Source organism: Enterobacter cloacae complex sp. P1B (assembly GCF_014982345.1).
In the GTDB taxonomy this organism is placed as follows: domain Bacteria; phylum Pseudomonadota; class Gammaproteobacteria; order Enterobacterales; family Enterobacteriaceae; genus Enterobacter; species Enterobacter bugandensis.
Window position 1 is genome coordinate 21,695 of the sequence record NZ_JADCLF010000015.1, and the last position, 12,946, is coordinate 34,640.

General features: G+C 58.0%; 11 protein-coding genes. 8 read left to right on the plus strand and 3 right to left on the minus strand.

Annotated features, from left to right (window positions below; all coding sequences use genetic code 11):
- Positions 1-177: 177 nt before the first annotated feature.
- Together INF77_RS18215 and metB are read right to left on the minus strand one after the other, a co-directional pair.
- The gene (locus tag INF77_RS18215) at positions 178-2,610 is read right to left on the minus strand and encodes a bifunctional aspartate kinase/homoserine dehydrogenase II (RefSeq protein WP_041911800.1); all 2,433 of its coding nucleotides are present in this window, start codon (positions 2,608-2,610) and stop codon (positions 178-180) included.
- A 2-nt stretch (positions 2,611-2,612) separates the two neighbouring features.
- Positions 2,613-3,773 carry a cystathionine gamma-synthase gene (gene metB, locus INF77_RS18220; RefSeq protein ID WP_021242813.1) on the minus strand — a complete coding sequence of 387 codons (1,161 nt, stop codon included), beginning with the start codon at positions 3,771-3,773 and terminating at the stop codon, positions 2,613-2,615.
- Positions 3,774-4,048: 275 nt separating this feature from the next.
- On the opposite strand from metB, the gene metJ reads away from it, so the two are divergent.
- Positions 4,049-4,366 (plus strand): met regulon transcriptional regulator MetJ, encoded by a 318-nt coding sequence (gene metJ / locus INF77_RS18225; RefSeq protein WP_003862042.1) that lies wholly within the window; start codon positions 4,049-4,051, stop codon positions 4,364-4,366.
- A 48-nt stretch (positions 4,367-4,414) separates the two neighbouring features.
- Here metJ and rpmE read toward each other — a convergent pair whose 3' ends face one another.
- On the minus strand, positions 4,415-4,627 hold the full coding sequence (gene rpmE / locus INF77_RS18230; RefSeq protein ID WP_003862040.1) for a 50S ribosomal protein L31: 213 nt from the start codon (positions 4,625-4,627) through the stop codon (positions 4,415-4,417).
- Positions 4,628-4,827: 200 nt separating this feature from the next.
- On the opposite strand from rpmE, the gene priA reads away from it, so the two are divergent.
- The 7 genes from priA (at position 4,828) to rraA (ending at position 12,742) form a co-directional block, all read left to right on the plus strand.
- Positions 4,828-7,023 carry a primosomal protein N' gene (priA, locus tag INF77_RS18235; RefSeq protein ID WP_045260255.1) on the plus strand — a complete coding sequence of 732 codons (2,196 nt, stop codon included), beginning with the start codon at positions 4,828-4,830 and terminating at the stop codon, positions 7,021-7,023.
- 119 nt (positions 7,024-7,142) lie between these two features.
- Positions 7,143-8,168, plus strand: coding sequence for a DNA-binding transcriptional regulator CytR (gene cytR, locus INF77_RS18240; protein ID WP_041911797.1), 1,026 nt, complete (start codon positions 7,143-7,145; stop codon positions 8,166-8,168).
- Between the two features lie 93 nt (positions 8,169-8,261).
- Positions 8,262-9,206: a cell division protein FtsN gene (gene ftsN / locus INF77_RS18245; protein ID WP_193532486.1), complete on the plus strand. Its 945-nt coding sequence runs from the start codon at positions 8,262-8,264 to the stop codon at positions 9,204-9,206.
- 94 nt (positions 9,207-9,300) lie between these two features.
- Positions 9,301-9,831, plus strand: coding sequence for an ATP-dependent protease subunit HslV (gene hslV / locus INF77_RS18250; protein ID WP_008501802.1), 531 nt, complete (start codon positions 9,301-9,303; stop codon positions 9,829-9,831).
- A 9-nt stretch (positions 9,832-9,840) separates the two neighbouring features.
- Positions 9,841-11,175: an HslU--HslV peptidase ATPase subunit gene (gene hslU / locus INF77_RS18255; protein WP_028014840.1), complete on the plus strand. Its 1,335-nt coding sequence runs from the start codon at positions 9,841-9,843 to the stop codon at positions 11,173-11,175.
- A 62-nt stretch (positions 11,176-11,237) separates the two neighbouring features.
- Positions 11,238-12,164 carry a 1,4-dihydroxy-2-naphthoate polyprenyltransferase gene (gene menA / locus INF77_RS18260; RefSeq protein ID WP_100171285.1) on the plus strand — a complete coding sequence of 309 codons (927 nt, stop codon included), beginning with the start codon at positions 11,238-11,240 and terminating at the stop codon, positions 12,162-12,164.
- Between the two features lie 92 nt (positions 12,165-12,256).
- Positions 12,257-12,742: a ribonuclease E activity regulator RraA gene (rraA, locus tag INF77_RS18265; RefSeq protein ID WP_059355391.1), complete on the plus strand. Its 486-nt coding sequence runs from the start codon at positions 12,257-12,259 to the stop codon at positions 12,740-12,742.
- The last annotated feature ends 204 nt before the right edge of the window (positions 12,743-12,946 follow it).

Consider the following 12,946-nt stretch of genomic DNA (forward strand, 5'->3'; position numbering starts at 1 on the left):
CTATACGTTTAGACGTCCAGAAGTAAAAATGACGGAAAAGCGGCGTGACGTCAACAGAAATAATCACAATAACGGTGAGGTTTGCTCAGGGAAGATGAAGGGAGTTCATGATGAGGGTGAGCGCGGTCTGATGCCCTCACCCTAACCCTCTCCCACAGGGAGAGGGAAATTCACTTTTTACAGCAGCTTAGCCAGACGGTTAATATCGGACTGGATAGCCCCAGCGGTGACATCGCGCCCCGCGCCCGGGCCGCGGATCACCAGCGGGTTATCGCGGTACCAGCGGCTTTCAATGGCGAAGACGTTATCGCACGGCAGCAGGGCCGCCAGCGGATGGTCAGGACGCACCGCCTCGACACCCACACGCGCCTTACCGTTCGCCTCGAAACGCGCCACGTAGCGCAGCACCAGCCCCATCTCGTTTGCCGCTTCCAGACGCTGCACCATCTGGTCATTCAGCTCGTCGCCGTTTTCGAAGAAGTGGTCAACAGAACCTTCTTCGCAGCCCGCAGGCACCAGCGACTCGACGCGGACGGAATCCGGCTCGATGTCATAACCGGCTTCACGCGCCAGGATCACCAGCTTGCGCATCACGTCTTTACCGGAGAGGTCAACGCGCGGATCGGGCTCGGTTAAGCCCTGCTGCCACGCCTGATCCACCAGGTCGGTGAACGGTACGGTGCCGTCAAACTGCAGGAACAGCCAGGAGAGCGTGCCGGAGAAGATCCCGCTCAGCGCCAGAATGCTGTCGCCGCTTTCAATCAGGTCACGCACGGTATGGTTAACCGGCAGGCCCGCGCCAACGGTGGCATTATAGAGCCAGTGGCGGCCCGTTTTTTCGAACGCGTCATGGATCTGACGGTATTTATCGGTGCTGCTCGCCCCCGCCAGCTTGTTGGCGCTGATGACGTGGAAACCGTGGCTGGCGAAATCCAGATACTGATCGGCAAGCTGTTCGCTGGCGGTGACGTCCAGCACCACCAGATCGTCATACGGGTGCGCGCGCATCCACAGGAACAGCGACTCTTCATCCTGCTCAACCGCTTCATCGTTAAAGAAGGCAAGCGCCCGGCTGGCGTCCAGCCCTTCGTAGTTCAGCAAGCTGCGGCGGCTATCCACCACGCCCGCAAGAATAAATTCAAACCCGGTACGCGCCGAAAGCGTGACCTGTTCGCGGGCGAACAGCTCCAGCCAGCGGGAACCGATGTTACCCTTACCAAACAGCACCAGGCCGATGCGTTTTTCCGCGCGGAACAGCGAGGTGTGCAGACCCTGAATCAGGCTTTCGGTTGGGCCTTTACGCAGCACGGCGACCAGGCTGATGCCCTCTTCCGACTGCCAGGTGAACTCCACCGGCTGGCCCTTCAGCTGCTGCCAGAAGCGGTGGCAGTGCAGCGGGTTACGGGTGACGCCCGCGCCGACCATCGCCACCAGCGCCAGCCCCTGACGCAGGCGAAGCTCGCCCGGCAGGCCCGCTTCGTCGAGAATTTTCAGCGCGCTGTCCGCCACTTCGGCGGTATAGCAGAACTGCAGCAGCTGACGATCATTATGCACGCCAACGGCCAGCGGACGCACCTGGGCGCGCTTCAGGATCGTGTCGATATCTTTATGCGCCAGCCTGAAGTCCTGGCCCGCAGGGACCTGGAACTCGATCAGGCAGATGTCGTCGTGGCTGGTGACAATGCGCGCGCCCGTGCCGGACGCCAGCACGCGCTCAATGCGGGTAGACCCCTGATCCGGCGTATAGCTACAGCGCAGCTGCAGGTCAATATCGCTGCCGGAAACCGGCTGCAGCGTGCGCGCGTGCAGCACCGGGGCCGCCAGACGCGCCAGCTCGCTCGCTTCGTCGAGACGCAGCAGCGGAAGCAGGCAGGCATCTTTCACTTTACGCGGGTCCGCGCTGTAGACACCGGCCACGTCGCTCCAGATGGTGACGCGGGACACGCCCGCCAGGGCACCGATCTGCGTTGCCGAGTAGTCCGAGCCGTTACGGCCCAGCAGCACGGTTTCACCGGCGTTGCTGCGGCTGATAAAGCCGGTGACGACAATACGTTTGCCCGGATGCTGCACCAGCAGCTGTTGCAGCAGCGGATAGGACAACCCTTCGTCCACCTGAGGCTGCGCGGCGCGTTCCGCACGCAGGAAATCACGCGCGTCGAGCCAGGCCGCGTCTACGCCCAGGTGTTGCAGTACGGCGGCCATCAGGCGCGCGGACCACACTTCACCGTGGCCCACCACTTCGGCATACACCGCGTCGGTAATCCCGCTGTCCAGCAGAGCAGCCAGACGCTCAAGGTCATGCGTGAAGGCGCTGATCAGCCCGTCCGCCACGTCCGCAGGCAGCAGGCCGGCAATCAGCTCGCTCTGGTAACGACGTAAGGACTGTTGCACCTGATGCGCAGAAAGGCGATCGGTCTGGCTCAGTTTCAGCCAGCTAATCAACTGGTTGGTGGTGCTGCCCGCCGCCGAGACAACCATCATGTCACCCGGCTGTGAATATTCGGTCATGATCCCTGCGACGCGCAGATAACATTTCACATCAGCAAGACTACTACCACCAAACTTGTGCAGCTGACGACCCTTCGCCCCTGCCTGCGCTATCACACTCATGATTACCCCTTGGCTGCGACCCGGAAGCCATTTTCCAGATCGGCAATTAAATCTTCAGAATCTTCAATACCGGTCGAGATACGCAGCAGCGTCTCGGAAATCCCGGCGGCGGCACGTGCTTCCGGTGCCATACCTGCGTGCGTCATGGTCGCGGCGTGGGAGATCAAGCTTTCAACCCCACCTAAGGATTCCGCCAGCGTAAACAATGACAGCCCGCTCAGGAAGCGACGCAGCGTTTGCTCGTCACCGTCCAGTTCAAAACTTAACATCGCGCCAAATCCCTTCTGCTGGCGCGCGGCAATCTCATGCCCCTGGTTTTCCGGCAGCGACGGGTGATAAAGCTTCTTCACCAGCGGCTGGGTTTTCAGGAAATCGACAATCGCCTGGGCATTACGCTGCGCCACGTCCATGCGCGGCGACAGCGTGCGGATGCCGCGCAACAGCAGGTAGCTGTCGAACGCGCCCGCGGTGACGCCGATGTTATTAGCCCACCATGCCAGTTCCGTGACAACGTCGGGATCTTTTGCAATCACCACGCCCGCCACCACGTCAGAATGGCCGTTCAGATATTTAGTACATGAATGCAATACCAGATCCGCACCCAGTGCTAACGGGTTCTGAAGGGCCGGACTGAGGAAGGTATTATCCACTACACTTATCGCTCCCGCATCCCTTGCGAGCTGACAAATTTTCGCAATGTCGACAACGCGCAACAATGGGTTGCTTGGACTTTCCACCAGAACCAGCTTCGGCTTCTCTGCCAGCGCCTGTTTCAGCGCCTGTTCGTCGTTTTGATCGACAAACAGAACGCGGTAGCAGCCGCGCTTTGCCAGGCTGTCAAACAGACGATAGCTGCCGCCGTAACAGTCGTGCGGCGCAACCAGCAGATCGCCAGGCTTCAGGAACACCGTGGTCACCAGGTGAATGGCAGACATACCGGTATTGGTTAATACCGCACCCGCGCCGCCTTCCAGTTCCGCCAGCGCGCGCTGGGTTACATCACGCGTAGGGTTGCCGCGACGCGAGTAGTCATGCGCGCGCGGTTCATTAAATCCGGTGAAATTGTAGGTGCTGGAAAGATGAATGGGCGGGACAACGCAGCCGTACTGCTCGTCATCATTTAATCCGCTACGCACTGCGATCGTGGCCTGTTTACGCGTCATGGTGAGGGCTTCCTGGCGAATGAGGTGAAAAGTCAGTCACCAGAGTAAACATTGAAAGTATGGACGTCAATACATCTGGACATCTAAACTTCTTTGCGTATAGATTGAGCAATGCGCAAATAGCCGTTAAAATTATATGCTTTAGTGCACGCTGCAGCGGCAATATCCGTGCCACGGTATCGTCTCTACGGTAAACTACGCAAGATTACGGTTCAAAACGGGCAGTGACCGGTTTGCACCTTTAGATTAATGACTGAGAGGATTAAAGGTATCTCATGGCTGAATGGAGCGGCGAATATATCAGCCCATACGCTGAGCACGGTAAGAAGAGTGAGCAAGTAAAGAAAATTACGGTTTCCATTCCTCTGAAGGTGTTGAAGATCCTCACCGATGAACGTACGCGTCGTCAGGTGAACAACCTGCGTCACGCGACCAACAGCGAACTGCTGTGCGAAGCGTTCCTGCATGCGTTTACCGGCCAACCGTTGCCGAACGATGACGATCTGCGCAAAGAGCGTAGCGACGAAATCCCGGAAGAGGCGAAGGTGATCATGCGTGAACTGGGTATTGACCCGGAGACGTGGGAATACTGAGAAGCGGATACAAAAAAGGCACCTTGCGGTGCCTTTTTTTCGGGAAACTTATTTAGCGCCCGGGATGCTGAAACGCTTGTTGAAGCGGTCAACACGGCCACCGGTTGCAACATCACGCTGCTTACCAGTGTAGAACGGGTGGCATTTGCCGCACACGTCCAGGTTCAGATCGTGACCCACGGTAGAGCGGATCTGGATAGAGTTACCGCAAGAGCAGTTTGCAGTAATCATTTCGTATTTCGGGTGAATATCTTTTTTCATGGGAGAACCTCAGTTAAGGCCGCGTCGCTCTTCCAGCCCTAACGCCAGACACCACGCGATGTTGAATGTAAGTTCTTTGGCGTAAAGTACACCAAAGGCGGCGAATCATACAGAATTTAACCAACGTATGCAAACTGATCCGCACGCCGCTTTTACTAATGTGTATACTAACGCGCCACTTTTCAAGTCAGGAAGATTCGATGCCCGTCGCTCACGTTGCCCTGCCCGTTCCGCTTCCCCGCACCTTTGACTACCTGCTGCCCGACAGCATGAGCGCCAAAGCGGGCTGTCGCGTGACCGTGCCGTTTGGCAAACAGCAGCGCGTGGGGATCGTCGTCTCCGTCAGCGATAAAAGCGAATTGCCCCTCAATGAACTGAAATCGGTGGTTGAGGTGCTGGACAGCGAGCCGGTTTACTCCACCAGCACCTGGCGACTGCTGCTGTGGGCGGCAGATTATTATCATCACCCGATTGGCGACGTTCTGTTCCACGCCCTGCCGATCCTGCTGCGCCAGGGCAAAAGCGCCAGCCACGCCCCGATGTGGTACTGGTTTGCCACCGAACAGGGGCAGGCCGTGGACATCAACAGCCTGAAGCGTTCGCAGAAACAGCAGCAGGCGCTGGCGGCGCTGCGTCAGGGAAAAATCTGGCGGCACCAGGTCGACGAGCTTGAGGTCAGCGAAACGGCGCTACAGGCATTAAGAAAGAAAGGGTTGAGCGAGCTGGCCAGCGAAGCGCCCGCCCTTCACGACTGGCGCGACGGCTTCTCCGTCTCGGGCGATCGCCTGCGCCTGAATACCGAGCAGGCTACCGCGGTAGGCGCCATTCATAGTGCCTCGGACCACTTTTCCGCCTGGCTGCTGGCGGGCGTGACGGGCTCCGGCAAGACCGAAGTCTATCTGAGCGTGCTGGAAAACGTGCTCGCGCAGGGCAAACAGGCGCTGGTGATGGTGCCGGAAATCGGCCTGACACCGCAGACCATTGCCCGCTTCCGCGAGCGCTTTAACGCGCCCGTTGAGGTGCTGCACTCCGGGCTGAACGATAGCGAGCGCCTCAGCGCCTGGCTGAAAGCGAAAAACGGCGAAGCGGCGATTGTGATCGGCACCCGCTCGTCGCTGTTTACGCCGTTTAAAAACCTCGGCGTTATCGTGATCGACGAAGAGCACGACAGCTCCTATAAACAGCAGGAAGGCTGGCGCTATCACGCCCGCGATCTGGCGGTCTACCGTGCGCACAGCGAGCAAATCCCTATTATTCTCGGATCCGCCACGCCTGCGCTCGAAACGCTGCACAACGTGCGCCAGCGTAAATACCACATGCTGCGCCTGACGCGCCGCGCGGGGAATGCCCGCCCGGCCATTCAGCACGTACTGGATCTCAAAGGCCAGCAGGTGCAGGCAGGCTTAGCGCCCGCCTTGATTTCCCGCATGCGCCAGCATTTGCAGGCGGGGAACCAGGTCATTCTGTTCCTCAACCGTCGCGGATTTGCCCCCGCCCTGCTGTGCCACGACTGCGGCTGGATTGCCGAGTGCCCGCGCTGCGACCACTACTACACCTTCCATCAGGCCCAGCGACACTTGCGCTGCCACCACTGCGACAGCCAGCGTCCCGTGCCTCGCCAGTGCCCGTCATGTGGTTCCACGCATATCGTGCCGGTGGGGCTGGGAACGGAACAGCTGGAACAGGCGCTTGGCCCTTTCTTCCCGGACGTGCCTATTTCCCGAATCGACCGGGACACCACCAGCCGCAAGGGGGCGCTGGAGCAGCAGCTGGCGGAAGTGCATCGCGGCGGCGCGCGCATCCTGATTGGCACCCAGATGCTGGCCAAAGGGCACCACTTCCCGGACGTGACGCTGGTCGCCCTGCTCGACGTCGACGGCGCGCTGTTCTCGGCAGATTTCCGCTCCGCCGAGCGCTTCGCCCAGCTTTATACTCAGGTGGCAGGGCGTGCCGGTCGCGCGGGTAAACAGGGCGAGGTAATACTGCAAACGCACCACCCTGAGCACCCGCTGCTACAGACTCTGCTGCACAAAGGCTATGACGCCTTTGCCGAGCAGGCGCTGGCCGAACGCCAGACCATGCAGCTGCCGCCGTGGACCAGCCACGTCATCATCCGCGCGGAGGATCATAACAACCAGCAGGCGCCGCTTTTCCTGCAACAGCTGAGGAATCTCCTGCAGGCCAGCCCGCTGGTGGATAACCAGCTGTGGATCCTGGGCCCGGTGCCGGCGCTGGCGCCAAAACGCGGTGGACGTTTCCGCTGGCAAATTTTGCTTCAGCACCCCTCGCGTATTCGCCTGCAGCACATCGTCAGCGGCACGCTGGCGCTCATCAATACCCTGCCGGAAGCGCGTAAAGTGAAGTGGGTACTGGACGTCGATCCCATCGAAGGCTGAAGACGGATCGAAAAATTTAACGCGCCTCACACTTTTTATGAAAATTCTGTAACCGATTCCATTAACTATCTGTAAAAATGGTGATGTCCGCAGTTCGGTGTTCAGGCGAGGAGAAGACGTTGAAGTCCAGGAAAGAGGTTGCCACGGCGACCATGAAAGACGTTGCCGAGAAAGCACAAGTCTCAACGGCAACCGTGTCCCGCGCATTAATGAACCCGGATAAAGTCTCCCAGGCGACCCGTAACAAGGTTGAACAGGCGGCGCTGGAAGTGGGGTATTTCCCGCAGGCGATGGGGCGGAACGTCAAGCGCAATGAATCGCGGACCATCCTGGTAATAGTGCCGGATATCTGCGATCCCTTCTTCAGCGAGATCATTCGCGGTATCGAAGTGACGGCGGCGGAGCAGGGCTATCTGGTGCTGATTGGCGACTGCGCTCACCAGAACCAGCAGGAAAAAACCTTTATCGACCTCATTATCACCAAGCAGATTGACGGCATGCTGCTGCTTGGCTCGCGCCTGCCGTTTGATGCCAGCATCGAAGAGCAGCGCAATTTACCGCCGATGGTAATGGCCAACGAATTTGCGCCTGAGCTTGAGCTGCCGACGGTCCACATTGATAACCTCACCGCCGCGTTCAACGCCGTAAACTATCTCCAGGAGCTGGGGCATAAGCGGATTGGCTGCATTGCCGGGCCGGAAGAGATGCCGCTGTGCCACTACCGCCTGCAGGGCTATGTTCAGGCGCTGCGCCGTACCGGTGCGATTGTCGATCCGCACTATATTGCGCGCGGTGATTTTACCTTTGAAGCGGGCGGACAGGCGCTGGAGAAACTGCTGGCGCTGCCGGAACCGCCAACGGCGGTGTTCTGCCACAGCGACGTGATGGCGCTGGGTGCGCTTTCACACGCCAAGCGCCGTGGCTTACGCGTGCCGAAAGATTTGTCGATTATCGGATTCGATAACATTTCACTTTCAGAGTTTTGCGATCCACCGCTCTCCACCGTTTCACAACCGCGCTATCAGATTGGCCGCGAAGCGATGCTGCTTCTGCTGGATCAGCTGCAGGGTCAAACGGTTAGCAGCGGCTCGCGTTTGCTGGACTGCGAGCTGATTATTCGCGGCTCTACCCAGGCATTGACTTAAAGTAAACGCCTTTCGGACACCCTTATCTGGTCAAAGCCCCGCCGCTTAAGTAACATGGCGGGCTGACGAACGAATAAATACAGCGAAACGATAGTGGCACAACGAGATTATGTACGTCGCGGCCAGCCGGCACCTTCGCGACGCAAAAAGAGCAGTTCAAAAAGCAAGCAGCGTAATCTGCCTGCGGTCTCGCCAGCAATGGTCGCTATTGCTGCGGCCGTGCTGGTGGCCTTTATTGGCGGCCTGTACTTCATCACGCACCATAAAAAAGAAGAGTCCGAGGCCCTTCAGGGCAACAAAGTGGTGGGAAATGGTCTGCCGCCGAAACCTGAAGAGCGCTGGCGCTATATTAAAGAGCTGGAAAGTCGTCAGCCCGGCGTGCGTGCGCCTACTGAGCCCTCAGCCGGTGGCGAAGTGAAGAATGCCGATCAGCTGACGGACGAGCAGCGCCAGCTGCTGGCACAGATGCAGGCCGATATGCGCCAGCAGCCGACGCAGCTGAATGAAGTGCCGTGGAATGAACAAACGCCAGCGCAGCGTCAGCAAACGTTGCAGCTGCAGCGTCAGCGCCAGGCACAAATTCAACAGCAGCAACAGCAGCAACAGCAGCAACAGCAGCAGCAGACGCGTACGGTGCAGTCGCAGCCTGTTCAACAGCCAAAAGCGCAGCCGCCAAAGCAAGCGGCGCAGCCGTATCAGGATCTGCTCCAGACGCCAGCGCATACCACCGCGCAGCAGCCGAAAACGCAGCAGGCCGCGCCGGTAACCAAAGAGACCGAAGCGCCGAAGCAGACGGCAGAGAAAAAAGACGAGCGCCGCTGGATGGTGCAGTGCGGTTCGTTTAAAGGTGCCGAACAGGCGGAAACAGTACGTGCTCAGCTGGCGTTCGAAGGATTTGATTCACGCATTACCACCAATAACGGCTGGAACCGCGTGGTGATCGGCCCGGTTAAAGGCAAAGAAAACGCAGACGGCACCATTTCCCGTTTGAAAGTGGCTGGCCACACAAACTGCATTCGACTCGCCTCCGGGGGTTGAAACCCCCAAAATCCCCCCCATCTATCATTTAATTCAGCCCTGAGCACAGGCTCAGGGCTTCTGTTTCCCGAATCTGTAACCAGGGGGTCTGCTCGTGACAACAATAGTAAGTGTACGCCGTAACGGCCATGTGGTAATCGCCGGTGATGGCCAGGCCACGCTGGGTAATACCGTCATGAAAGGCAACGTGAAGAAAGTCCGTCGTCTCTACAACGACAAAGTGATCGCCGGTTTCGCAGGCGGCACGGCGGATGCCTTCACGCTGTTTGAACTGTTTGAACGCAAGCTGGAAATGCACCAGGGTCATCTGGTGAAAGCTGCCGTTGAGCTGGCAAAGGACTGGCGTACCGACCGTATGCTGCGCAAGCTCGAAGCGCTGCTGGCGGTCGCGGATGAAACCGCTTCGCTTATCATCACCGGTAACGGTGACGTGATTCAGCCGGAAAACGACCTGATTGCCATCGGCTCTGGCGGCCCTTATGCCCAGGCTGCAGCCCGCGCGCTGTTGGAAAATACCGACATGAACGCGCGTGATATCGCGGTGAAGGCGTTGGATATTGCAGGTGATATCTGCATCTATACCAACCACAACCACACCATCGAAGAATTGACCTCCAAAGCGTAAGGATCTCCTATGTCTGAAATGACCCCACGCGAAATTGTCAGCGAACTGAACAAACACATTATCGGCCAGGATAACGCCAAGCGCTCCGTGGCTATCGCGCTGCGTAACCGCTGGCGTCGTATGCAGCTTGACGAAGAGCTGCGTCACGAAGTCACCCCGAAAAACATTCTGATGATCGGCCCGACCGGCGTCGGTAAAACCGAAATCGCCCGTCGTCTGGCGAAGCTGGCGAACGCGCCGTTCATCAAAGTTGAAGCCACCAAGTTCACCGAAGTGGGCTATGTGGGTAAAGAAGTGGACTCTATCATCCGCGACCTGACCGATTCTGCGATTAAGATGGTGCGCGTCCAGGCGATTGAGAAAAACCGCTACCGCGCGGAAGAGATGGCCGAAGAGCGTATTCTCGACGTGCTGATCCCACCGGCGAAAAACAACTGGGGCCAGGCTGAACAGCAGGCTGAGCCTTCAGCCGCGCGTCAGGCGTTCCGCAAAAAACTGCGTGAAGGCCAGTTGGACGACAAAGAGATTGAGATCGACCTCGCGGCCGCGCCGATGGGCGTGGAAATCATGGCGCCTCCGGGCATGGAAGAAATGACCAGCCAGCTGCAGTCCATGTTCCAGAACCTGGGCGGCCAAAAGCAGAAAGCGCGTAAGCTGAAAATCAAAGACGCGATGAAGCTGCTGATTGAAGAAGAAGCGGCGAAGCTGGTGAATCCGGAAGAGCTGAAGCAGGACGCTATCGACGCGGTTGAGCAGCACGGTATCGTGTTTATCGACGAAATCGACAAAATTTGTAAGCGCGGCGGCAACAGCTCCGGTCCGGACGTGTCCCGCGAAGGCGTACAGCGCGACCTGCTGCCGCTGGTTGAAGGCTGCACCGTCTCTACCAAGCACGGCATGGTGAAAACGGACCACATTCTGTTTATCGCTTCCGGTGCATTCCAGGTAGCCAGCCCGTCGGATCTGATCCCCGAACTGCAGGGCCGTCTGCCGATCCGCGTTGAGCTGCAGGCGCTGACCACCGAAGATTTCGAGCGCATCCTGACGGAGCCAAACGCCTCTGCTACCGTGCAGTACAAGGCGCTGATGGCGACCGAAGGCGTGAACCTCGAGTTCACCGAAGACGGTATCAAGCGTATCGCCCAGGCCGCATGGCAGGTCAACGAAACCACCGAGAACATCGGTGCGCGTCGTCTGCACACCGTGCTGGAACGCCTGGTAGAAGACATCTCATATGACGCGAGCGACCTCAACGGTCAAACCATTACCATCGACGCAGACTATGTGAGCAAACATCTGGATGCGTTAGTGGCAGATGAAGATCTGAGCCGTTTTATCCTATAATCGCGGTTACTGCATTCTCATCACTGTTAATGGGGGCTAAGGCCCCCATTTTTATTGGCTAAATTACTATGACTGATATCAGCCGTACTCAGGCGTGGCTCGAAAGTCTGCGCCCTAAAACGCTTCCTCTGGCTTTTGCCGCCATTATTGTTGGCACCGCGCTTGCCTGGTGGCAAGGGCATTTCGATCCGCTGGTGGCAGGTCTGGCGCTCATTACCGCCGGGCTGCTGCAAATCCTCTCTAACCTCGCGAACGATTATGGCGATGCGGTAAAAGGCAGCGACAAGCCTGACCGTATCGGGCCGCTGCGCGGGATGCAAAAAGGGGTGATCACCCAGGCACAGATGAAGCGCGCGCTGATTATCACCGTGGTGCTGATTTGCTTATCTGGCCTGGCGCTGGTGACTGTCGCCTCGAAAACCACCAGCGACTTCATTGGCTTCCTGGTGCTGGGTCTGCTCGCCATCATCGCGGCCATCACCTACACCGTCGGCACGCGCCCTTACGGCTATATTGGCCTTGGGGATATCTCCGTGCTGGTGTTCTTCGGCTGGCTGAGCGTAATGGGGAGCTGGTACTTACAGGCGCATACGGTGATCCCTGCCCTGTTCCTCCCGGCGACCGCCTGCGGCCTGCTGGCGACGGCGGTACTCAATATCAATAATCTGCGCGATATCGACAGCGATCGTGAGAACGGCAAGAACACGCTGGCGGTGCGTCTGGGGCCAGTGAATGCGCGCCGCTATCATGCCTGCCTGCTTATTGGCGCGCTGGTTTGCCTGGCGCTGTTTAACCTGATTTCCCTGCACAGTCTGTGGGGCTGGCTGTTTGTGCTTGCCGCGCCGCTGCTGGTTAAGCAGGCCCGCTTTGTGATGCGTGAACTCAGCCCGGCAGCCATGCCGCCAATGCTGGAGCGAACGGTAAAAGGCGCTCTGCTGACTAACCTGTTGTTCGTCATTGGGATTGTGTTAAGCCAGACGCTCAGTTAGCTGACAAATATCAATTAACAATTGATGATTTTGCCAACAACGCATTTCGCACGATATACTGAACACATTCGCAGCAACTGAGCGTTAAACCTATGAAATACGATACCTCCGAGCTTTGTGACATCTACCAGGAAGATGTCAACGTCGTTGAACCGCTGTTCTCCAACTTTGGTGGGCGGTCATCGTTTGGCGGGCAAATCGTCACGGTGAAATGTTTCGAGGACAACGGGTTGCTGTACGATCTGCTCGAACAGAACGGCCGTGGCCGCGTTCTGGTGGTCGACGGCGGCGGGTCCGTGCGTCGCGCACTGATTGATGCTGAACTGGCCGGCATTGCCGTCCAGAACGAGTGGGAAGGCATCGTGGTGTACGGTTCCGTGCGTCAGGTGGACGATCTCGAAGACCTGGATATCGGGATTCAGGCCATCGCGGCCATACCGGTAGGGGCCGCGGGTGACGGTATCGGCGAAAGCGACGTGCGCGTTAACTTCGGCGGCGTGACCTTCTTCTCCGGGGACCATCTCTACGCCGATAATACCGGCATTATCCTGTCGGAAGACGCGCTGGATATCGAGTAATAAAACCATAAGCGTGAACCATAAAAAAACCGCCAACAGCAATGTGGCGGTTTTTTTTGTCCCTCGGGATTCGCGGTCCGTTGGGAAGTTTTGCAACCTTTAACCAGGATTTTTATCTTACTCTGGTTCAAACCTCAGGTAACCTCATCGACCCTTTATAAGTTCCTAATTATCTATGAAAACCTTAACTACGCTGCTATTGCT